The sequence below is a fragment of the Clostridium sp. CTA-5 genome (genome assembly GCF_054768135.1).
Map to the genome: position 1 here is coordinate 352,362 of NZ_BAAAAT010000005.1, position 24,189 is coordinate 376,550.

The 24,189-nt window shown below is 26.3% G+C and carries 24 protein-coding genes; all 24 read left to right on the forward strand.

From position 1 onward, the window contains the following. Positions 1–20 precede the first annotated feature (20 nt). Positions 21–449, forward strand: a complete 429-nt coding sequence (locus ACYUET_RS12285; protein WP_460280004.1) for a membrane-associated protease 1 — start codon at positions 21–23, stop codon at positions 447–449. Between the two features lie 13 nt (positions 450–462). Next, entirely contained in the window at positions 463–888 is a 426-nt protein-coding gene (locus ACYUET_RS12290) for a membrane-associated protease 1 (protein WP_219778763.1), read from the forward strand. Between the two features lie 363 nt (positions 889–1,251). After that, complete coding sequence (locus ACYUET_RS12295; RefSeq protein WP_460280006.1) at positions 1,252–1,695, forward strand: J domain-containing protein; 444 nt, start codon at positions 1,252–1,254, stop codon at positions 1,693–1,695. Positions 1,696–1,739: 44 nt separating this feature from the next. Continuing rightward, entirely contained in the window at positions 1,740–2,297 is a 558-nt protein-coding gene (locus ACYUET_RS12300) for an FHA domain-containing protein (protein ID WP_460280008.1), read from the forward strand. Positions 2,298–2,310: 13 nt separating this feature from the next. Beyond that, positions 2,311–2,820, forward strand: a complete 510-nt coding sequence (locus ACYUET_RS12305) for an FHA domain-containing protein (protein WP_460280010.1) — start codon at positions 2,311–2,313, stop codon at positions 2,818–2,820. Between the two features lie 5 nt (positions 2,821–2,825). After that, positions 2,826–3,665 carry a PP2C family protein-serine/threonine phosphatase gene (locus tag ACYUET_RS12310; RefSeq protein ID WP_460280012.1) on the forward strand — a complete coding sequence of 280 codons (840 nt, stop codon included), beginning with the start codon at positions 2,826–2,828 and terminating at the stop codon, positions 3,663–3,665. A gap of 239 nt (positions 3,666–3,904) precedes the next feature. Beyond that, positions 3,905–5,746 (forward strand): PP2C family protein-serine/threonine phosphatase, encoded by a 1,842-nt coding sequence (locus ACYUET_RS12315; protein WP_460280014.1) that lies wholly within the window; start codon positions 3,905–3,907, stop codon positions 5,744–5,746. After that, positions 5,739–7,016 (forward strand): normocyte-binding protein, encoded by a 1,278-nt coding sequence (locus tag ACYUET_RS12320; protein WP_460280016.1) that lies wholly within the window; start codon positions 5,739–5,741, stop codon positions 7,014–7,016. The genes ACYUET_RS12315 and ACYUET_RS12320 overlap by 8 nt, the downstream gene beginning before the upstream one ends. Further along, positions 7,013–7,711: a hypothetical protein gene (locus ACYUET_RS12325; protein WP_460280018.1), complete on the forward strand. Its 699-nt coding sequence runs from the start codon at positions 7,013–7,015 to the stop codon at positions 7,709–7,711. The genes ACYUET_RS12320 and ACYUET_RS12325 overlap by 4 nt, the downstream gene beginning before the upstream one ends. Positions 7,712–7,728: 17 nt before the next feature. Then, on the forward strand, positions 7,729–10,377 hold the full coding sequence (locus tag ACYUET_RS12330; RefSeq protein WP_460280020.1) for an Hsp70 family protein: 2,649 nt from the start codon (positions 7,729–7,731) through the stop codon (positions 10,375–10,377). A gap of 314 nt (positions 10,378–10,691) precedes the next feature. Further along, entirely contained in the window at positions 10,692–11,471 is a 780-nt protein-coding gene (locus tag ACYUET_RS12335) for a hypothetical protein (protein ID WP_460280056.1), read from the forward strand. Between the two features lie 109 nt (positions 11,472–11,580). Continuing rightward, positions 11,581–11,853 carry an EsaB/YukD family protein gene (locus tag ACYUET_RS12340; protein WP_460280022.1) on the forward strand — a complete coding sequence of 91 codons (273 nt, stop codon included), beginning with the start codon at positions 11,581–11,583 and terminating at the stop codon, positions 11,851–11,853. Position 11,854: 1 nt separating this feature from the next. Further along, entirely contained in the window at positions 11,855–13,033 is a 1,179-nt protein-coding gene (locus tag ACYUET_RS12345; protein WP_460280024.1) for a HesA/MoeB/ThiF family protein, read from the forward strand. Beyond that, positions 13,030–14,772, forward strand: coding sequence for an FHA domain-containing protein (locus tag ACYUET_RS12350; RefSeq protein WP_460280026.1), 1,743 nt, complete (start codon positions 13,030–13,032; stop codon positions 14,770–14,772). Before ACYUET_RS12345 ends, ACYUET_RS12350 begins: the two co-directional genes overlap by 4 nt. Positions 14,773–14,795: 23 nt before the next feature. Next, positions 14,796–15,614, forward strand: coding sequence for a S1C family serine protease (locus ACYUET_RS12355; RefSeq protein WP_460280028.1), 819 nt, complete (start codon positions 14,796–14,798; stop codon positions 15,612–15,614). A 33-nt stretch (positions 15,615–15,647) separates the two neighbouring features. After that, positions 15,648–16,322, forward strand: coding sequence for an RING finger protein (locus tag ACYUET_RS12360; RefSeq protein ID WP_460280030.1), 675 nt, complete (start codon positions 15,648–15,650; stop codon positions 16,320–16,322). Positions 16,323–16,357: 35 nt separating this feature from the next. Then, positions 16,358–17,362 carry a LysM peptidoglycan-binding domain-containing protein gene (locus ACYUET_RS12365; RefSeq protein WP_460280032.1) on the forward strand — a complete coding sequence of 335 codons (1,005 nt, stop codon included), beginning with the start codon at positions 16,358–16,360 and terminating at the stop codon, positions 17,360–17,362. Between the two features lie 78 nt (positions 17,363–17,440). After that, positions 17,441–18,022 carry a hypothetical protein gene (locus ACYUET_RS12370; RefSeq protein ID WP_460280034.1) on the forward strand — a complete coding sequence of 194 codons (582 nt, stop codon included), beginning with the start codon at positions 17,441–17,443 and terminating at the stop codon, positions 18,020–18,022. 151 nt (positions 18,023–18,173) lie between these two features. Beyond that, on the forward strand, positions 18,174–19,586 hold the full coding sequence (locus tag ACYUET_RS12375; protein WP_460280036.1) for a contractile injection system protein, VgrG/Pvc8 family: 1,413 nt from the start codon (positions 18,174–18,176) through the stop codon (positions 19,584–19,586). A gap of 28 nt (positions 19,587–19,614) precedes the next feature. After that, positions 19,615–20,220 (forward strand): hypothetical protein, encoded by a 606-nt coding sequence (locus tag ACYUET_RS12380; protein WP_460280038.1) that lies wholly within the window; start codon positions 19,615–19,617, stop codon positions 20,218–20,220. A gap of 32 nt (positions 20,221–20,252) precedes the next feature. Continuing rightward, positions 20,253–20,783: an imm11 family protein gene (locus ACYUET_RS12385; protein WP_460280040.1), complete on the forward strand. Its 531-nt coding sequence runs from the start codon at positions 20,253–20,255 to the stop codon at positions 20,781–20,783. A 17-nt stretch (positions 20,784–20,800) separates the two neighbouring features. After that, positions 20,801–21,187 (forward strand): DUF4280 domain-containing protein, encoded by a 387-nt coding sequence (locus ACYUET_RS12390; RefSeq protein WP_460280042.1) that lies wholly within the window; start codon positions 20,801–20,803, stop codon positions 21,185–21,187. 45 nt (positions 21,188–21,232) lie between these two features. Continuing rightward, positions 21,233–23,704, forward strand: a complete 2,472-nt coding sequence (locus ACYUET_RS12395; RefSeq protein WP_460280044.1) for a hypothetical protein — start codon at positions 21,233–21,235, stop codon at positions 23,702–23,704. Positions 23,705–23,757: 53 nt separating this feature from the next. Continuing rightward, positions 23,758–24,189 (forward strand): DUF4176 domain-containing protein (locus ACYUET_RS12400; protein WP_460280046.1); only part of this gene is annotated, 432 nt, incomplete at its 3' end.

Here is a 24,189-nt window from a genome sequence, read left to right on the forward strand (position 1 = left end):
ATAAAAAGGGAGATGACAAAATGGGATTTAAAGTAAAAGTTGAAGGTGCAGAAACTATTGATTTAAGCATTGAAAGTGTTGAAACAGTAGAATTTAAAACTGATACACCTGATGATTCAAATGCCCGTTCTACAGACCAAGGTACAACACTAGTTATTACAGGAAAAATATTAACTCCAGTAGGAGGAGAGGCTGCTGATAGCACTATAAAATTAGCACAATGGTCTCTTGTACCAGCAGAAAAAGCTGATTGTTACAGAAGTGTAAAGGTAGATGTTATTTCAGCATCACAAGTTGTAAGACAAATAACATTACCTAATTCATTTGTTGTAGACTATGAAGAAAACTTTGGTGATTGTGAAGGTATTGGTACTTTCACATTATGTGTAAAACAAAAGAAAGACAAAACTGCATTTGTAAAATTTGAAGGTGGATTTGGACAAGAATAGGAGGAATTAAAAAATGGGATTTAGAGTAAAAATTGAAGGCGCAGAAACAATTGATTTAAGTATTGAAAGTGTTGAAACAGTAAAGTTTACAACAGATACACCAAAAGATGCTAATGCACGTTCAAAAGACGTAGGAAGCACAATGACTATAACAGGAAAAATATTAACAGCTGTAGATGGAGATCCATTTGATAGCACAAGACAAATGGGACTTTGGTCTTTAGTGCCAGCAGAAAAAGCTGATTGTTATAGAAAATTAACAGTAGAAGTTATTTCAGCTGATCAAATTATAAGAAAGATTACTTATCCTAATGCTTTTGTTGTAGATTACAAAGAAAACTTTGGTGATACTGAAGGTATTGGTACATTTACACTTGTAGTTAGACAAAAGAAAGATAAGCTAACTCAAGTTACAATTGAAGGCGGATATAGTGCTTAATTAATGCCTTAAATTACTAAAATATAGTTTTATTATAGTTGCAGAGGATTTAAATTGGATTCGCTAATAATTTAAATCCTCAAATGCAACTTTTTTAAAATAAGAATAAGTATTTTAGTTTTACATATACCTTCAGCATCATTAATTATAGTATACTAAAATATTTCAATGTTAGTCTATAAAAATTAAAAGATAGTATAAAAATAAAATCTTAATTTAAGTTTAAATTTTAGAAAAATTTTAATATATGAATAAGCAAAAATAGAAAGAAAAATTAAACTTATGGATATTAAAATTAGTGATAGTTTGATATGAGCATATATTTTAAATATGCTTTAATTTAAGTGAAAAGCGAGTGATAAAGTGAAAAATTATTATAAAATACTTGGAGTTTCAGAAAGTGCTAATAAAGATGAAATAAAAAAAGCCTTTAGAACTTTAGCAAAAAAGTATCATCCAGATAAAAATAAAGATAATAAAGATGCAATAGAAATGTTTCAACAAATAAATGAGGCCTATGAAATTTTAGGAAATGAGTCAGCTAGAGAGGAATATGATAAAAAGTTAAATCAACATAATTCTAATAGTAAAAAAAATGATGGTAAAAATAGTAGTAAAAAATCACAAGCTAAATCTAAGGAAAACTTTAATAAAGGTGATGCCTTAAATGATTTAAATCAATATTTTGAAAGTTTTTTTGGATTTAATGCAAATAGTGATGATATTGATGCGAGTAAATTAAAAAATAATAAAAATCCTATTGATACAAGTAATATGTTTAACAGTTTTTTTAATTTAAAGAAATAAAGAAATTTTTACCCAAAGTATTAAAAAGTAATGGAGTGGTTACTTTGAAAAATAATCAAAATAACAAATTAATGTTTAGTATTCAATTAATAAATGTCTTTATAGGAATAATTATAACATTAATATTTGGAATAATTTACATAACAATAGAATCAAATGAACTTAAAGGAATACTTTTAGGTTTATTAATTATATTGGGGATTTTTACATTTATAAATTTATATAAAAGAATACACAATCAAAATTGTATAGAAGAAAGCAACAATATAAATACCATTGAATTAGTAAATGAAGACAATGAAATTATAAATCAATGGTCAATAAAAGAAAAAATTTCTTTTATTATTGGAAAGGGTAACGGAGATAATCAAGTATTGGTGGATTTAAATAAATCTATTTATTCAACGTTAGTTGAAGATAATCATGCCGTATTAAATTATGCTGCTGGAACATGGTATATAGAAGATTTATCTATAGAAAGTGGTGTTTGTATACAAAAAATAGATGATGGTAAAAAATACAGAATTGTAAAAGATACTCCTTGTAGCTTAAAAAGAGGAGACATTATATTTATTTCAAAAGTGAAATTATTACTTAGATGAATGGAGTGATTATATGTCATTAATTAGGTGTCAAAATGGCCATATGTTTAGTGAAAGACGCTATGGTCCAATATGTCCTTATTGCAATATAGATACAAGTAAAAAAGAAAACAAGAAAGAACTTGTACCAGAAGAGGAAGAAGTAGAAACAAACCTTTTATATCAAGAAATAGAACCAGTTTGTGGATGGCTTGTATGCATTGAAGGTTGTAGAGTTGGAAAAGATTATAAGATAAAAAGTGGAAAAAATTTTATTGGTAGAGCTGATGATATGGATATACAAATAATTGGAGATAATTATATAACAAGTAGAAATCATGCGGTTGTAGTATATGATCCGAAGAAGAAAAATAATGTATTACTTCCAGGAGATTCTTCAGGAATTGCTTATTTAAATAATGAACCAGTCTATATGCCAACAGAACTTTCAAATTATGATGTTATAGAACTTGGAAAGAGTAAATTCTTATTTGTACCGTTTTGTGGTGAACATTTTGAATGGCAAGATAAAGAACAGAGGTAATTTAAATGTTATTTATGAGTAGATATGATTCAAAAGAAGCAGTATTTATATTAATAATATTATTATTTTTATTATGTGTGATAAAGCATATATTATTTAAAATTATGAACAAAGAAAATATAAGTTTAGTTAAATATTCACATACAGGTCATGAAGAAATACAAGAAGATTATTTTAATATAAAGAAAAAAGATAATGTACTTTTAACTGTTATTGGTGATGGTTTAGGGAAAAATGAAGCAGGAAGGATTTCTAGTATTACTGCTGTAAAAACAATATCAAATTTATTTTTGAAAGAATATAGTAATGCAAATGTAAGTTACTTTTTTAAAAAAGCTATTAATAAAGCAAATCATGAAATACTTAAAAGAGTAGAAAAAAATAAAGGTGGTACAAGCATTTTAATGACAATTATTGATCAAGAAAATTTGTACTATACCTCTTTAGGAAATTTAATGTTAGCTATTTTTAGAAAAGGTCAACTTATAAAATTAAGTGAAGGCCATTGTATGAATGAGGTGGCAAGACAAAAATATTATGAAGGAAAACTAGAAAAAATAGAAGCACTTAAAGTTTTAAATAACAAAAAGGTTTTATATTACCTTGGGCAAGAAAATCTTAATAGTGTAGAAATGAAAATTGATAGTATTAAATTAGAAAAAAATGATTTACTTTTGATTATGAGCAAAGGAATTTATGAAGAAATAAGATGGGTAGATTTTGAGAATATATTAAATAAAAATAAGAAAGATATAAATACGGCTTTAAATAAAATCATAGACGAAATAGAAGAGCATGAAAATACTCATAATGGAAGCATAGTAATTATAAAAAAGAATAGTTAAATTAAGTGAGATACTATGTTTTAAAATAGTATTGATATTGTAGTATAAACCCCATGGACAGGGCTGAAATAAGAAACTTGACTCATATACATTCGTCCAGTAAGTTCGAGGGACAAAATATGAAATTGCACTCTGTGAAAGTTCGAAGAACCAAATATAAAATTTGGATTCTCACTTTTGACTCTTACTTAAAACATAGAGTGAAAATAAGCGCATTTTAATAAGTTAGGGTGAGACAAATGAGAAAATTAAATTCAAAATTTAAGACAAGCTTTATATCAGAAGAAGGAACGTATCTTCAAAATAAGGATTATTTTGCATATGTAGAGCTTGATAAATTTGGATGTTATGCTATTGCAGATGGAATTGATAATGACACAAAAAATGAAACAGCTCAAATTGCAGTAACAACATTTATTAAATTATTTACACAAAATCCTACTATGAATAAATTTACATTAAAAAAATACCTAAATAAGGTTAATGAAGAAATAGTAAGTGCAAGTAAAAATGTAAGACTTAAAGCTTCTATGACAATAGCAATAACTAATTATAGTAAAGTTAGATACATAGTTATAGGTAATTCAAGATTTTACTTTTTTAAGGATGGATACTTAAAAGAAAGAAGTAAGGATTTATCTTTAACACAACAACTTAGTGATAAAGAAATCATAGCTTTAGATAAGGCAGCTAAGCATATAGAGAGAAACAATCTTTCTTGTTACTTAGGAGAAAATAAATTAAGCTCACCATTTATATCTAAAAAGATAAAACTTAATGATGGAGATGTATTTACATTACTTACAAAGGGCATATGGGAAAATTGTGATGAAAAAGAAATAGAAGATGCCTTAGAAGGAGCAACAAAGCCACAAGAAGTTGCTGATAGAGTTGAAGATATGATTTTATCAAAGCAATTAAATAAGTTAGAGAATTACACGTTAGCTGTAACATTTGTTGAAAAGGCATATATAAATCCAAAGAAAAAAGCTATGATAAAGAAAATTTTGTTTGCAGCAATTCCAATAATTATAGTTTTAGTTATAGCATTAGTAGTATTTAATATAAAGCAAAATAAAAAACGAGAAGAAATTGCATCTATGAATAATTATGTAACTGAAGCAGCTGGATACATAAAAAATGAACATATTGAAAAGGCAAATTCAAAATATGAAGAAGCATTAAAAATAGCTAATAAATATAAACTTAAAAATGACATAAAAGAAATAGATGGAGAATGTAAATATACAGAAATAATACTTGAAGGTGATAAAAAGCTTGAAGAAAAGAAATATAATGAGGCATTAGATCAGTACTTATTAGCAATGAAAAAAGGGGTAGATGTTGATGATAAGGCAAGAGATTATATTTTAAAGAAAATAGATATAGCTAAAACATGTATAAGTGTTGCTGACCTTTTAGAACTTGCAGATACTCAGTTGGAAGCGGGAAAAGTAGCAGAGGCAGAAGCAAATTATTTAGAGGCTAAAAGACTTGCTTCAAATTATTATTTAAAAGATGAAAAACAAGAAGCTATAGATAAACTTAAAGAAATATATGAAAAGCAAGGCAAAGAAGCAGAAGCACAAAAACAAGAGGAAGAAAAGGCTAAAGCTGAGGAAGAAAAAGCAAAAGAGGAAGAAGAAAAAAATAAGGAAAAAGAAGAAAAAGCTAAAAAAGAAGATGATGATCTTCAAAGTAAAGCTATAGACCTTAGAAAAAATGGTGATACTCAGTATATATCAGGAGATTATGTTGGAGCAAAGATGTATTATGCTTTAGCAAAAGAAGCTTTTGAAAAAATAAATTCAAATAGTTTAGCAAATGAATTAGAAGAAAAGATATCTCTTATGGATAAAAAGATAGAAAGTCAATCGCAAACAAAAGCTGAAGGAGATATATATTTAAATGAAGCTAATGAAAGATATGTTAAAGGAGATATTACTTCAGCAAAAGTTTTATACACATTAGCAAAAGATTCTTATAGTCAAGTTGGACTTACAGAAGAAGTAAAATCAATAGATGAAAAATTAAAGGTATTAGATAAAGAGATAGCTAGTACAGGTGATAAGAATGAATAGAATTTATGAAAAATTAAATGAAATAAGTGAGTTAAATGAAAGAGTACTATTAAAAAAAATAATGAATAGTGTATTTGCTTCATTAGAACAATATAGTGAAGATAGATTTAATGATTTAGAAGAAAGAGTTTTTGATGAAATACAATATTTAGAAGAGAAATACAATGTGTATTCCACAATAATTGATAGAAAACATTTAGATGTAACTAATGAATTTTTATTTCCAATGATGGAAGAGGATTCTGAGGAAAAAACATATGATGTAAAAACAATTATAGATAATTTAAATAATAATCTATATTCTAAAATATTTAATGTATTTTTAAAATGCGATTATGGAATGTTTAAGAAATTCATATCTGAGAATCTAGAAATAACAGGAACAATTGAAACAAATAAAAAGATCCATAAAGCTTATTTTAAAGTAAAAGAAAATACTGAATATAAAGAAAAAATAAGTACGTTATATAAGTCTTTCATAAATAATAATGTTATGTGGAAAACAGTTAATATGCCTTACATTAATAAAATAGCACAAATTTATCTTACAAAGTGTGAGGATCAAATAGATAAAGAAGAAGAAATTATAAAAATTCACATAGATTTTGGTGATTATAATCAATATATAAAATATGATATGGTGCCACTTTGGAATATTAAAGAGATTAAATTAAAATGCACAGGATTTCCAACAGCTTGTGTAGATAAAGTAAATTACGAACATGATATTTCAATTGAAAAAGAGGGAATAAATCATGGTTACTTAATTAATTCTGATAAAGAATGTATAGATTATGTAACAATAAAAAAAGATTACATTAAAGTAATTTCAAAGGTTTCACATTCATTTTTATGGACAGTTTATAAGATTGTAAATTATAAAGAAGACAATAATTCAAAATACGAATATGAACTTATGAGTAATTATAAAAATGTTAATTTTTCAAATAGATTTTTATTTAATAATAGATATGTTATAAAAACAAAAAGTGAAATAGCAAAACTTATAAATTCATTTCAAGTATCAAAACATTTAAATTTTAGAGATTTAAAAATAGAAGAAGTTAAATATGATGAAAGCAAAGAAACATATGATTTTAATGATTTTATAATAGATGAAATAAGAGAAGATAATATTAAAAAATCTTTGGTTTTATACTTTGAAGCAAAGGACAAAGATTACTATTTAAACAATGATATTTTAAGCTTTTTGACATCAGAAATACAATTAATTTATCCAGAATATAAATGTGAAGGAAGATTAATATGAACTACATTTATGACATATTTATAAAAGCAATAGAAGAAAATATTTCAATAGAAAAAATAAAATTCAAACAAGCTGAAATATATAGTCCATATATGGAACTAGCCATTTCAAATATCAATTCAAATAGATTACCACAAGATGAATATATTGAAATAAATGCTTTTTATAGATTTCAAGAGATATTTCAAGAATTGTTCAATATTAATTTTAAAGAAAATACAGAATTAAAAAATGTGCTATTTGATATACTAATTCACTACCTGTGCGAGTTAGATTTAAAACAAGGATTAAATAAAAATGAATTTTATAAGAAGTTTTTATTTGAAGACATAATAAATAATGTATATGGAGAAGAGTTAGCTAAAAACATAATTTACTTTAATAAAGAAGAAAAAGATATATTTTTAAATAGCTTTATAACCTTATATAAAACAGGAACTTCATTGCAGCTATTTAATAAAACTTTATCAAAAATATTTAAAGATAGTACAGTCTATTTAAATAAAGAAAATCCAAAAGACCTTTATATTTATTTAAGTGAATATAAAGATGAAGTCCTAAAAGGTAAAATAAATGCAATTATAGATACATTTTTACCTATAAGTATGAAAATTCATTTATTTTGGGATAAACATTTTGGAATTTTAGGTTCTGATAATACCATGAAAATTAATGACATAGTAATTATTGAATAGATTTATAGGAGGGAAAAATGGGGTTATATACTTACAAGTTGCATAAAAGACAGGAAGAAAATATTTCAAAAAGATATAAAGAAAAAGATTTAATTCTCATGACAACTTTTCAATTAAGAGAGATATGTAATAAAGAAAAGTTAATAAAAAGTATAATAAATCCTTTAGATAAAGAAGAACTTATAAAACTTATTATGAAGTATAGGGGAGAAAAAGATAGCCGATTAATAAATAATTATGTAGAAGGTGGACTAGAAAGAATAGAGAGCTTCATAAAGAGAAGTAGTAAAAGAAAAATACAAAGTGATATTATAGACTATTCTGGAAAAATAGTAATTTATAAAGATTTATCACTTGAAATATACGATGAATATGAGTTAAAAGGTAATAAAGAGCTGAAAGAAGGAAATGTTCTTTTAGTTGATAATAATTTTAATGTTTCTACTGTACTTAATATTAAAAAGGTTAAAAAACATAATGAATATAAATATTTTTTAGTAAAGGGAAAAGATGTTTTTATTCAAGAAAATGAAAGTAAATTTTATAACCTAATGTTTTTACCTCAAAAAGAATCAGAACTTCTTTATGATATATATGAAAATAAAATAGATTTTAAAAATTATGATTTAGAGTATTCATCTGTACCTATTTTGCAACTTGAAATAAAAGAATTAGAAGAGACAACAATGCCACTTGCTATAGATTTTGGAACTTCAAATACTACAGCTGGAATTTATATTGACAAAGAAGTATTTCAAGGATTAAATGATAATTTAATTAGAAATAGAAATTTAGAAGATTATGAAGATGATAAAGTAAAATTAGTAAAACTTTTAGATACAACAAAAAAAGATTATAAAATAACACCATTAATTCCAAGTGTAGTAGGAGTTAAATACATAAATGAAAACGAAGATACTATTAAATATATATTTGGATATGATGCTTTATTTGCATCAAAGAAGAGATACGTTGATGATAGTTTAACAGTTTTTTACGATATAAAAAGATGGATAAGTGATTTTGAAAAAAGCGAAAAAGTAATAGACATTCATGGAAAAACAACATTAATAAAAAGAAAAGATATCATAAAAGCATATTTAGAATATGTCATATCATTAGCAAACCAAAGATTTAAATGTAAATTTAAAAATATTTATATTTCATGTCCATCAAAACAAAAGTATAAATTCCATAAATTATTTGAAGAAGTATTAAGCAGCTATAATGTTGATAGCAAAAATATGTTAGAAGAAAGTGTTGCTGTTCTTTATAACACAATAAGTGACTTTATTGATAGAGATAAGTATTCAAGTGGAGATGAATATAAAGCATTAATTATAGATTGTGGAGGGGGAACTACAGATCTTTCAGGATGTAGCTTTAGCATAAGAGATAATAGAGTTTCGTACAAGATAGATATAGAAACATCTTATGAAAATGGAGATACAGATTTTGGAGGAAATAATCTTACATTTAGAATTTTACAATTTATAAAAATATTAATGGCAAATGCATTGGCTAGAGATAATTATTTAGAAATAAAAAAAGCGATAGTAGATGAATTTAGGATAGATATATTTAGGAATATAGACAAGTATGGAATTTCTCAATTATATGAAGATTTAAACAGTGAATATGAGAAAGCTGAAGAAATAATTCCAACAAAGTTTAAATTATATGAAACTAGAAATAAAGAGGACTATTGTAAGGTAAGAAATAATTATTATTTTCTATTCAATTTAGCAGAAGAGATTAAAAAAATATTCTTTAGTAATCCAGAGCTTATAAAGATAACACTAAGTCCAAATGAAGTAAAAGAAAATTTAAAACTAATCGATAATGCACAAATTATATATGATAAATGGAAACTATCATATATAAAAGATGAAAAATTACAAATTATAAAAGAGGCACCAATATTAACTCTTACGACTTATGAAATAAGTACATTAATAAAAGGTGATGTATATAACATAATAAAGAAATTTTTAGAGACTTTATATAAAAATGATGAACTTTATGAGTATTCATTAATTAAACTTACAGGTCAATCATGTAAAGTAGATATATTTAAGGATGCATTAAAAGAATTTATACCAGGGAGAATAATTGAAATAAACAAAAGCAAAAAAGATACAAGTGAAGATTATGATTTAAAGCTAGCTTGCATTAAAGGAGCCTTAAAGTATCTATATTCTAAAAATTTTGGATATGCTGATATACAAATTCAAAATAATATCCCAACACTTCCATATACTCTTACAGCATTTACACATAAAGGAGAAGAAATTACATTAATTAAAAATAAAGAAATCAAAAGAGGTTTTGTTTCAAGATTTATGGATCGAGTTATATTAAAGCTTTATTTAAAAGATAGTGGTAATAATGTGAAATATGAGTATGATTATAAATTTAGTAATGAGGAATTAGAAAATACGGATGCTGTTAGCATTATGGAAAATTATCCTAATATAAGTCAACATGAAACAGATAATATTGAAAATGATGAAATAAAGTTTTTTGTTTGGGCAGAAGAAGAACTTTGGGGATTTTATGTAATAGCTATATTAAGAAAAGAACATGAATTATATATAAGTAAAGAAAAATTCTTTTATTTTGAAAATGATAAATGGGAGAAAAATTTCTTTGATGGGATGAACTAGTTTTAAAGTTAAGTGGTGAAAGCCGAAATGAAAGGAATACATTTGTTCGGTTACTGAAAAGTTTGTTGGGCGTATCTAACATTACAAGTTGTACCCAAAATGCTAGCTTCAAAGATAAACTTTGAACAAGCACATTTGGAACAACTTATAATTAAGAAACACTAACCAAAAACTTTTCTAATGTAACACTACACAAAAGATACCTTCCATTTCTAAATTTAAAGATTAACTTAGATGCATGAATAAATATTTAAAACAGATATAGACGTTTTTATAAAAAGTGAGATAAAGAAACAGTGAAAGAAGGTGATTTGGTGTTTGAAAATAGGTATCCACTATTTGAGAGTGGTAGACTTTTAAAAATAGATATGCTTAATGAGCTTAGAGATTATCCAAGAATATTTATTGACATAATGCTTAAAGAGTATTGTGATGGAATAGTTTTTGGATGCTCAATAGATGTATTAGATGATTTTCTATTAATAGGAAAAGGAATAATTAAGCATGATGGAATTATTTATATATTAAAAGAAGATACAAAAATAAAATATGAATGTAACAATAAACTTACTGTAGTAAAGGTTAAATTTTTACCAGAAATGGTAGAGAAGGATTTTATAGAAAATTGCACAGAAATTCATTTAGATGATGAAGTTAAGTTAAATGAAAATGAGATGGAACTTTGCAGATTTCAGCTTAGAGAAGGGGCACATTTAAGAATAAATTATACTGGTTTTGAAGATTTATCAACTGAGTATGATACTGTGAATATAATTAATGTTCCTTACTCAGCTAAAAGAACAACAGGATTATCACCAATAATTTTAGATATGTTTGGTAGAGAATTAATAAAGTGCAATATTAATGAAGCATGGGACATAACTTTTGCTACTATGTGTATTCAAAATAAAGATGCAATCGAAAAGGATATAATAATAAGTTACTTATCATATAAGCTAAATATTGAAGAAAAGAATTACTCAAATGAAGAACTATATTTATATCTTTTAGAGGTATTAAAAAAACAAAAAGAAGATTTAGAAACAAATAATAATCATAAGAGAGGAAGATTTAAAAAGATATTGATAGATTAAATATGATTAGAAATATAGGGAAAAGATTTGATTAAATAAAAGACGATGAGATTAATTTGTAAAAAAACTAAAAATAACAAATAAACGATTTGAGAGGAGAAAATAAGAAATGTCAAAAATTAATGTGATTATTGTTGATACAACAGGAAATAAAGAGAGAAAGGTTGGTCTTCCAGCTGATATTAAAATAGGTATTATAATGGTTAAACTTATAGAAAAAATAAAACTTCCATCAATAGGACCGGATGGAAATTTAATTAGTTATAAATTTATTCATAAAGTATCAGGAAGACAGCTTTTAGAAACTCAAACACTTTCCGACGCACAAATAAAAGATGGTGATGTTTTAAGACTTCAACCAGAAATAACGGCAGGTGCATAATATGGAAGAAACTTTGAATTTAGATATTAATGAAAATAGGTATTCAAGATTTGAACTTATACCGTGGTGGAATCAAGAACTTTTACATAAGTCAACTATTATGGTTGTCGGTGCAGGTGCTATTGGTAATGAACTTATTAAAAATTTAGCATTATTAGGTATTGGAAAAATTTTAATCATTGATATGGATAAAATTGAACAAACAAATTTAACTCGTTCAATTTTATATAGAATGAGTGATGTAGGCAAATATAAAGCAGAAGCAGCTGCGGAAAAAGCAAGAGAAATAAATCCAGATGTTAGGGCAAGTTCACTAAAAGCAAATGTTGTTACTGATATAGGTCTTGGAGTTTTTAGGAAAATGGATATTGTTTTAGGTGGACTTGATAATCGAGAAGCTCGTCTTTTTATTAATCAATCTTGTTATAGAGTAAACAAGCCTTGGATTGATGGAGCTATTGAAGTGCTAAATGGATTTGCAAGAGTTTTTGTGCCACCAGGTCCATGTTATGAATGTACAATGACAGAAAATGATTGGAATTTAATTAATAAAAGAAAATCATGTGCATTACTTACTCATGAGCAAATGCTTGAAGGCAAAACTCCTACTACGCCAACATCATCATCTATTATTGCTGGAATTCAAGTTCAAGAAATGCTTAAGTTATTACATAAAGATAGAAATTTTCCAACTCTTGCTGGAAAAGGTTATGTATTTAATGGTTTAACACACGATTCTTTTGTAGTTGAATATCAAAGAAAAGATGACTGCATGAGTCATGATACATACGAAAATATTAAGGAAATGCCATGGTCTGCACGAAATCTTTCTATTAAAGATGCATTAGATCAAGCAAAAAAAGACTTAGGAGATAGTGCAATTTTAGAATTCGATAGAGAAATTGTGACTATAGCAACTTGTAATTGTGGTCATTCAAAAGATATTTTTAATGTAGTAAACAAGCTAAGCAATAAAGATATTATATGTGAAAAGTGTGGAAAGACAATGAGATTTGAGACATTTCACTCTATTTATGGAGATGAAAACTTTCTTGATAAAAAATTATTTGATATAGGAATTCCACTTTTTCATATTATTAGTTCAAGAAGTGGTCTAAAGTATATTCATTATGAATTATCAAATGATAAAAATGAAGTCTTAGGAGGTTTATTTGAATGAATGCAAGACTTAGGAGAATTACAGCAGATTATGAAGAAATAAAAAAGAGCTTTAATGGTCATAAAAATATAATCGTTGAACCAATTGGTGTTGAACCAGCTGAAAAATACAAAGTAACTTATTATATTAATGGTATTTATTTGGATAAAGATGATAAAATTGAAACTTTAAATAAACATATTATAACAATTACGTTACATTCAGAATATCCAAGATACAAGCCTATTTGTACAATTGAAACTCCAATATGGCATCCTAATTTTAAGGATAGTCAAATTTGCATTGGAGATATATGGGGGGCAGGTGAATCTTTATGTGACATAATTGTAAATATTGGAGATATGATTCAATATAAATCATGGAATGCATTTAGTCCTCTTTGTGCAGATGCTGCAAAATGGGCAATTGAAAATAAACATTTGTTTCCGGTTGGAAATATAAATTTATGGACAGGTGAGGAAGATTCGGAAAGTTTTACTTCAAATTTTGATATAGATATATTCAATGATGATGATGAAATAATTAAAGAAAGTGAAAATGTTAATCCTATTGAGGCGTTGCAAGATATTGAAGTATTGCGAGAAGATGGAAATGAAATGCACCAGGATACTTCTGAAATAGCTACAGTAGTAATAGAAGAAACAGACGAAAATGATTTTGATATTACGGTTGAAGAACTTGAAGGAATTGATTTTGTACCAACTGCATCAAGAATGCAAAATAGTCAAGTTACTGTTCCTAAAGGTAGAAAAATTAATTTTAAAACTATATTTTTTAAAGGAATTTTATATGGTTTAATTGGAGGAGTCATTGCATGGATATTGCAAGAGGTTATGCCAATTGATTATGATACAATACTTGCTTTTAAGGGATATACAATTGAAAGTCTTATTAATGATGTTAATTTAGGCAGAATTAGTGAGTCACATTTTTATAAAATAAGGGGAAGTGCAATTCTATTAAAATCTTCATTATTTTCTTCAATTATTGGTGGTACTATTGGTGCTGCAATGGGAATTGGTGAAGGTATATATTATGGTTCAAAGAAAAGAGCTATTAAGTATGGATTTATAGGACTTATTATAGCACTTTTTATTAGTTTTTGTGGCGGATTCTTAGCACAATCAGCATATTCATCTTTATTAAATGATACAACTGAATATACCTCACAAGTTTACTTAGGATTTGTAAGAGCTATTGGTTGGACAGTTATGGGAGCAGGCGTAGGTATAGCTATTGGTTTAATTAAACCTGAAAAAATGAGAATAATTAATTGTGTATTAGGTGGTATTATAGGGGGCTTTATTGGAGGATTTCTATTCAACTTTATAGCACAGTCTATTAGTTTAGACATAACAGATAAAGGAACAGTAGCAAGAGCAATTGGAATCATAATTATGGGAGTTTTGATTGGATTAGGTATAGGATTATTAGAACAATTTGCTAAAACTGCATGGCTAAAAGTAATACGTGGTGAGTTTGAAGGAAAGGAATATCTTGTATTTGAAGGAATAACAAGCATTGGAAATAGCGGTAAAAATACAATTGTACTATTTAAAGATAAATTAGTTGCTCCTAAGCATTGTGATATTGTTCAAGAAGGAAATAGATATGTGCTTATAGATAAAGGTTCACCATCAGGGACTTTTGTAAATGGAGTGAGAATAACAAAATATACTTTAAAGCAAGGAGATGCAATTTCACTTGGAAATTCTGTTCTTATATTTAATACAAAATAAGGTGATTAAAAAGGGGAATTTGTATGAAATTTAAATTTACAATTACACTTCTAATATGTATATTATTGATCCCTAAGCCTGTTTTTGCTATGAATTTTGTTCCTGAAAATCTTTTTAATTCAGTTACTATTGTTTATACAGATAAAGGTCTTGGAAGTGGATTTGCAATTAATAATAATACGATTATTACTAATGCACATGTAGTTGATGCCTTCAGTTCTGTTACTGTTAAATTATACAACGGAAAAAGTTGTGTTGGAAAGGTAACTAAAATTGATAAGAAAATTGATTTGGCACTTATTGAAATAAATGAAAACTTAACGCCTCTTAAACTTGTCTCAGAAGATAACCTATCTATAGGAAAAGAAGTTTATGCTATTGGAGCACCAGAGGATATACCCTACACAATGACAAAAGGTATAGTTTCAGCAAAGAACAGAAAAATTAAAAATCATGAATATATTCAAATAGATGCATCAATAAACTCAGGAAATAGTGGCGGGCCACTTGTTGATGAAAATGGTGAAGTAATAGGAATAAATACTATGAAAATATTAGATGCAGAAGGAATAGGATTTGCAATAGGAACATCTAAGATAAACGATTTTATTAATAATGTTACACAAGAAAATATTAATACTGATGAGGATGATCAAGATAATGATTTAATACAAAGTGATATAGAAACTAGTTATAAAAAAATTGTAGCACAAAATGAAAAATTAAAAATTGTAATTATCATTTTATCAGTATCACTTCTTGTATCAATACTGATTATATTAAAATTGTTAATCAGGAAAAAGCGAAAAGATGAATATGATTTTGAAATAGAAATTGAGTAACCGTTCATGTGTATAAAAAGGAGGAGATGAATAGTGGACTTTATAGGAAAAATCTGTCCTTATTGTAAATCAGAATTTAAAGAAGATGAAGATATTGTAGTATGTAGTGTTTGTGAGATGCCACATCATAAAGAGTGTTGGATTGAAAATAAAGCATGTACTACATTTGGATGTACAGGAACTATTATGGGAACTGAAGAGCCTGAATATATACATGAAATATTTAGTAATAATTACAATCCATATAATGAAACAAGCATTGATGAAGATATGAGAGCATTTATTGGAAAAAATCAAGCTTATTTTTTAGAAAGATTTAAAAAGTTTAATCTTACTAATAGTAAAGTGAGTTGGAATTGGGCAAGTGCATTTTTCGGAGGACATTGGTATGCATATAGAAAAATGTATAAGATTCAATTGTTATATTATGTATTACATTTTTTAAATTTAATATTTTTAGGAACGTTATTGTCTAATTTAATTTTAAGTGAAAATAGTATATTAATATTACTGATATTCATTATACCTTTTGTGCTTTCAGGGGCTTTTGGTAATTATTTATATAATCGCCATGCAGAAAAACATATTAAAATAGCAAAAAACATGCATGAGTATATTAAACCAAATTATCTAGAAGAAAAAGGAGGAACCAGTAAAAGAGCCGTATGGGCTATTATTGCTATTATGATATTTTTTAAAATTATTTAAGCTACAACATAAATCCATTGATGAGGTAAATTTAAATGAAAGAAATTGAAATTTTAGAAGATGAAAAAATTAATAAATGTAATAAAATTATTAACCTTCCTGTTAATTTTGTTATTGTCGGAGAAATAGATGTTAATGATATTAAGATTTATATCAAGCAAAATGTATATAAGGAAATAGAAAAATTTTCAAAAGAAGATACATCTCATGAACGTGGTGGAATTCTTATAGGAGATTATGCTGAAATTAACAATAAAAAGAATGTTATAATTTCAGGTTTCATTGAAGCAAGATATACTGATGCATCCGCATCTACTTTAACTTTTACCCATGAAACTTGGAATTATATTCATAAGGAACACGAAAGATTGTATCCTGAAAAAAAAATCTTAGGGTGGCAACATACTCATCCTAATTATGGAATATTTTTATCTGATTATGATATATTTATTCAAAAAAATTTTTTCAACTTATCATGGCAAATAGCTTATGTTGTTGATCCTATAGCAGGAAAAAGGGGTTTTTTCCAATGGAAAAACGATAAAGTGGAGAAAACTAATGGGTTTTATATATTTGATGATGTTGAAAATAAAATTGATATAAAGCAAGTAAAATCATATGAGAAAAGAAAAAAAGTCAGTTTATGTTATATAACAATGATTTTCTTAACAACTATTTTATTAATGTTAACAGTATATTTTGGTATTCAAAAATTTAATGAGATAAGTTCTATTAATACACAAATAACTTCAGAAAAAGATGAATTGGTACAAAAGCTAAAGCAAAGTAATGAGTTAATACAAAAATTACAACAAGACGATAATCTATCAAAAACAACTACACAAGATAATGTAGAAATTACAAATGATATTCTAAAACTAAAAGTATATACAATAAAAGAAGGCGATACACTAAATGAAATTTGTAAAAAAAATAATATTGAATACTCTAAAAATAAATCTGCAATATTAAAAATAAATGATATAGAAAATGAAGATGAAATTTATTTTGGACAAACATTGTATTTACCATTAGAGTAAGAAAAAGTTTTTAAGTAATAATCATGGAGATAGTTAATTTTCATGAAAGTTCTATAAAGTTATGGGAGGATGAAAAATATGGATCAAAGGGTAGATGAAAAGATATTAGATTTTATCAATGCAGCAGAAGAAAAGGAACTTAGAAAAGATATTACAAATGGATTAGTTAAGATAAATGACAAGTTTTATGAGTTTGAAGAAACAGAATTTTTTGATGGAGCTTTAAAAATGTACATACCAAATACATTTGAAGATATGAGTGAAGAAGCAAGAAAATTTAAATATCCATCAGAAAGTAGACCAGAAATAATAAAATGTAATGATGATGGCAGCATAGCAATAACATTAAAAATTATTGATAGTCCTTTAACTGAAGAATATGTAGAAAATTTAAAAGATACGATGAAACTAATGATTGAGAGATTAAATCCAGCAAATGTATTTTTTGAAGATGGTGTTTTAGCGGTTTGTGAGAAAAAAATAGGATATTTTGATTTTAAGAGTTCAGCTATAGATGATTTTCTATATAATTTTATGTTTTTATTGGAATTTCAAGAAAAGACATTAATGGGGACTTTGAGCTGTTCTTATGGAGAGCATCAAGAGTGGAAAGACGTTGTTATGCAAATCGTTAATACTATAAGAATAATAAATGAATAAATAAAAATTATATATTTATTATTAAATTAGAAATATTATCTATAAGATAAAGTTAATAAATGTAATATTAATTTAAAACAGATTGAAAATTTTTCAAATAAGCTATGTTTAAGTTGATATTGATATTGGAGTATAAGGAGATGAGAAATAGATGGATAATTGGTACACATATACACAAGGAGATATTTTAATAGAACCATATAATTTCCTAAAGATTTTAGAATTAAAAGTTGTTAAAGGAATAAATCAACATGGGAAGTTCTACATTAAGGGTATTATATCAGATGAATTTTCTGATGAATATGTGGAAAATGCAGGTAGTTATCAGATAATTAAAGCATCTTTAAAGGATGATAAAGAAAATATAACAAAAATTTTTCATGGAATAGTTACACATATAGCAATAGATTCTTTTAATAATATAAGAACTCTAGAAATAGAAGCACAAAGTGAAACATTTTTAATGGATTTAGAAAAGAAAAGCAGAAGTTTTCAAGGTGATTATGTAACTTATTCAGAAATTTTTAATAACATAAATAAATCTTATGGAGATGCTAAAATGGTAGATTATGTTACAAATAGCGAAACAATTGATAATATAATTGTTCAATATAATGAAACAGATTGGGAATTCTTAAAGAGACTAGCGTCACATTTTAATACAGGACTTATTCCAGAATGTACATTAGGAGGAGTGAAATATTTCATAGGGGATGATGGACCAGGTACGGTATATGAACTAGATGAATTTAATTATTCAATAAATAAAGGACTTAAAGAATATAAGCTTAAATCAAGTAACAGTAGTTATGAACTAAATGATATAAACTTTCTTAGCTATGAAGTAGTTACTAATAGAATTTTTAATTCACTTACCTCAGTATCTTTTAAGGGAAGAAAATTAAGTATATATAAAAGTGAATTTACTTTAGTTAAAGGAATGTTATCAAATAAATACATATTAAGAGACAGTAATGGTGTAAAAGTTAAAAAAATGTTTAATGAGAATATAGTTGGTACATCTTTAGAGGGATATATTTTGGATGTTAAGAATGATATTGTTAAGGTTTCATTAAAGATTGATGGATATTCAAATAGTAAAGATACAACAGTATGGTTACCTTACTCAACAGTATTTTCATCACCAGATGGAACAGGATGGTATTGTATGCCAGAGGTTAATGATGCAATAAGATTATATTTTCCTGACAATGTTGAAAGTAATGCTTATGCTATAAGTTCAGTTAATTTACAGTCAAGTAATTCATCTAAACGTAGTGATCCATCTGTAAAGAGCATTGGAACTAAATATGGAAAAGAAATAATAATGAGACCTGGTGCTATAGATATTATTTCTAGTAATAATAGTATGAGATTAAGTGATAGTGGTGGGATTCAAGTTAATAGTAATAATCAAATTTCAATGTCTGGCTCAAGTGTAAATATAAGTGGTGGATATGTATCAATACAAGGTTCAGGAGGAGTTACATTATCTCAATCAGGAGCTAGTATTACGATTAAAGATAATATAACGATGAAAGGAATGAAGATTAACACACAATAAATTTAATAGTTATTAGGAGATATAATTAATGATTATTTGGCCAGATAAAGAAAAAATAATGAATGAATTTAACTTAAAATATGTTGATGGAAGATTCGATAAAGAAAGTACTAATATACATGAAGAATTTAATAAAAATAAATTAAATATAACAGAAACCTTAATTTCTAAATTTAAAGAGATTTGTAAAAAAGCAAATAAGCTTCAAGAACAAGGATTAAAAGGAAAAATAAAATTTATTTATATATCTTATTTAAGGACAAGTCTTATAGAGAATACTGGAATTTGGAGAATAGATTTATATGATGAAAAATGGTTTTTAGATAAAGAGGAATGTGCAGAAAATATTGATTTAACTTTTATATATAATCCACTTTTTAATCATATGCAAGAACTGTTAGAAAAAAGAAAAGAGTATGGACGCACCATAACAGAAATGGATATTGAAAAAATAAAGTTAATAGAAGGGGATAAGTATCATAATTTAGCTATAAAAATATTACAAAATATGATAGAGAATTTTTTAGAATGTAGTGAATATAAAGACATGAAAAATCATGAAGAACTAATGATATTCGCTGGAGAATATCGTGATAACACAGTTCTTTTATATGAAAGATCAACAGAAAAGTAGATTTAAACATAATTTTTAGAAAGGAGAAAATAATGGATTATTTTTTATTAAAGCAAGATAAAAGATACTCTTATACTCCAGAAATATTAAATTTATTTAAACAGATTAATAAAAAACATATAAATTTAATTGATGCACATAAAGTAGAAGATGAAAAAATTCTTTATGTAAAATCTAATGAAAGAAATGAATATTTAGATATTCTAGATACACAATTGTTTTTAGTAAGTGAAAACATGAAAATAATACTTGAAAAATATAATGCAAATGTAATTTTTAAGATGATTGCTTTAATTGATTTTCATAGATCTAAACAAAATATTTATTATCTTCCTATTTTTGAAGAAGTAGAAGCATTAAGTGAAGATGCAGAGCTTAATTTAAATAAAACAGTAGTTAAAAAAATAATATTGAGTGAAGAAAAAATTAAAAATAAGAAGATATTTAAAATCAAAGAAAGTTCAAATACATTAGTTGTAGTTAGATTAGATGTAGCTGAAAGTTTACTTAGAAGAAATTTTGAAGGCATATACCTTGAAAGATTAGAGATAAGAGAAAAATAAGAATAGGAGGGGAAATTGTGGCTATTCATTATATTGTAAGAGGAGCTAAGATGGAGTGCAGTAAAGGGAGTAATAAGAGAAAAATAAATCTTCCAACAAGTCACGGAAGTTATGTTAAGAATAAACCTATTTTAAATAAAAAAGATGCTACAGACAAGAATATAAGTTACTTTGGAGTATGTAAAGAGACAGGTGCATTTACAACAAAAACAGAAATAACTGTTATAGACGATGATGGAAATTTAAAAACAGGAATAAAATGTGAACCTATAATAGTATCTGATTGGTTAAAAACTAAAGGGGATAATATAGTTGGTGGAGAAGAAGCTCTTACAACAGATTCTATTATCTTTTGTTGCAGAGGTGGAAATATAAAATTTGTTACACATGGTCAAGATGATTAATTAAAATACAAAAAAATATAGGAAAAAGGGGGAAAAGAGGGGAAAATGGAAGTACTTCATAAATTAAAGATAGATTGCCCTTATGAAATACTTAAGATAGAAGATATTAAAATTTTCTGTAAACCTAATGAACATGGACATTTATATTTAAAATGTTTAATAGATGATAGTATAAATTTTAAATATTCTATTGAAGCTTTAACGGAAGATAAAATCATTTTATATGAAGAATTAGAAAATGGTGAAAAATCAATAATATTTAATGGAATAATACAAGATGTTAAGACAACAAATAATCAAGGAATATATTTTTTGGAGTTAGAAGCATCAACAAGTAGTTTTAATTTAGATATTGAGGAAAAAACAAGGTCATTTCAAGATGGAGAAATGAGTTATGATGATTTAATAAATGAGATACTTAAAGATTATTCAGGATATGTTTTTACTCAATGTATGGATAGACCAATGAGTATTGGAAAAGCCTTGTTTCAATATAGAGAAACTGATTATCAATTTTTAAAAAGAGTGGCAAGTCAGTTAGGCTTAGAATTAATTTGTGATATAATAAACTCTAATAATATGTTTTATTTTGGGAGACCTGATGGCAAAGCCTATGAATTAAATGAAGATTTAAATTATAAAGCTCATAAAGATTTAGATAGATACTATAAAGCACAAAGCTTAGGAATAGATTTTCATGATACGGATTTTTTCTATTATGAAGTAAAAGATCGTAAAAGAATGAATCTAGGAGATAAAATTTATTTTAAGCAAAAGGAGCTATATGTTAATCAATATATTGGACAACTTTATAATGGAGAATTGATTTATAAATATAGGTTTTGTAGAAAAAAAGGAATTTGGCAAGATAAAATACATAACTCTAAAATAAAAGGAGTTTCGCTTGAAGGTAAAGTTCTAGAGGTATCAGGAGAAAAGGTAAAGCTTCATTTAAGTATAGATAAAGAACAAAATTCTTCAAAAGCAGCATGGTTTACCTTTGCACCACCAACAGGAAATATAATGTATGCTATGCCTATAGTTAACGAAAGTGCAATGTTATATTTCCCAAGTGATAGAGCAACTCCAATTGTAACTGCATGTGTAAGAAAGAATGGAAGTAGCTGTGAAAAGTTATCTAATACAGATAATAGACATTTCTCAACTGAAAGTGGAAATAGTTTAGATATATTACCAGGAGCAATTAATTTTTCAAGAAACGGGCTAAATGTTAATCTTAATGATAAAAATGGAATAAGCTTAACAAGTAATGGAAACTTATCATTAGGGGCTTATGGAGATGTTAGTTTAAGCGGTGGAAGTGTATCTATCAATGCAAGAAGCAAAATAATCGTACAGAAAAGCAACCATAGTTATATTTCAATTGAAAATGAGCTTTATAATGAAGCTAATGCTGTATTTGAAAATGGAAGATGTAGAGAAACATTTGATGCATTTACAGATGATGATCCACAAAATGGAGTTGCAGAAGCACTTTTGAAAAGGATGAAAATAAAGTTTCATGGAGTGAATATAGCAAAAGCTTTATTAGGAGCAATGACCCAAACAGCTGAATCTATGGAAGCATTGATGTTGCCAGATATTAATATGCCTACAGTTAAAGAAGGGACACGGGTGAAATATAAGGCGAAAAATGGACAATATTTTACTGGTAGAGCAAAATGTTCTAAAGATTCATATAAGTGGATGGATTTTGTACCAGATAATAAAGATGAATATGAAGAAGCAAATAAAAAGAAATGGGTATTTGAATCATACAAAATTTCAGAAGAAGATATGAAAGAATTACCTGATTATGATCCAATAACTAGAAATAGAACAGGAGCTAGAGTAAAGAAAAAAGCTTCAAATGGACAATATTTTGCAGGAAGAACTGATGAGTTTGGATATTTTATTGCTGATGATTCTGATGCATATCTTGATGCAGATAGTTATGGAAATTTAAAGTGTGCAAATAATACTTTAAATAAAATAAATGATTATACTTATAAAGAATGGAAATCTTCAAAGGAAGGGAAACGAGCAACTCTATGTAATAGTGATGACTTTAAATTATATGTAGATGTATTACAATATGAAGGAAGCATAGGTATAAAATTAAATTTAGCGGATGATAATATGGAGTTTTCACCTTCATTAAAAGTTGGAACTGAAATAAGTGGAAAGTTAATAGATTTTCCATATGAATTTAAAGAAATACAAGCAGGTGATAGTAAATATAAGGTTGATGGCTCCGTTAGTTTAATGAATGGAGATGCTGCACTTATGTTTGATAATGGAGAATTAGAAGGAACATTGTTGGGATCCTTTGGAAGATTTTCAGCTTCAGCACATGAAATTGAAAATGGAATTGATAACTCAGGGAAAGTACAATTAGATTTAGGTGGAATTGGATTTGAGTACAAAAAAGATATAATAAACGGAAATGGTGGATTTAAGACTGTTGATGGAATAGGAGGAGGCATTGAATTAGAATCTAAGAAAGATACAGATTAAGGGATTTTAGAATGAGTAATTTACAAGTATTTAATATATAAGGTGGAAGTTAAATGAAAATAATTAATTTAGTAGAAAAAAGATTGTACAAGAAAAATATCATTTTAGGAGTATTTGTAATAAGTATAGTTGTTATGTTAAATGGATGTGGGTTTAAATTAACAATTGGGAATGCAGATAAAAAAGATGATACAAATACAACAGTTAGTCAACAGAGTGAAGTGGAATATAGTAAAGATGAATTGTTGCCATTAGGAACAGTAGTGTTATTAAAGAATTCTAACAGAGAATTAGTTATAACAGGAAGAATGCAAAGACTTGCAGGAGATTCAAATGAAAAGATATGGGATTATTCAGGATGTGCATATCCAAAAGGAATTATGAGTGATGATGATAGTTATGGTTTTAATACAGATCAAATTGAAAAAGTATATTTCAGAGGATATGAAGATAAAGATGAAATAGAATATAATAAACAATTAATA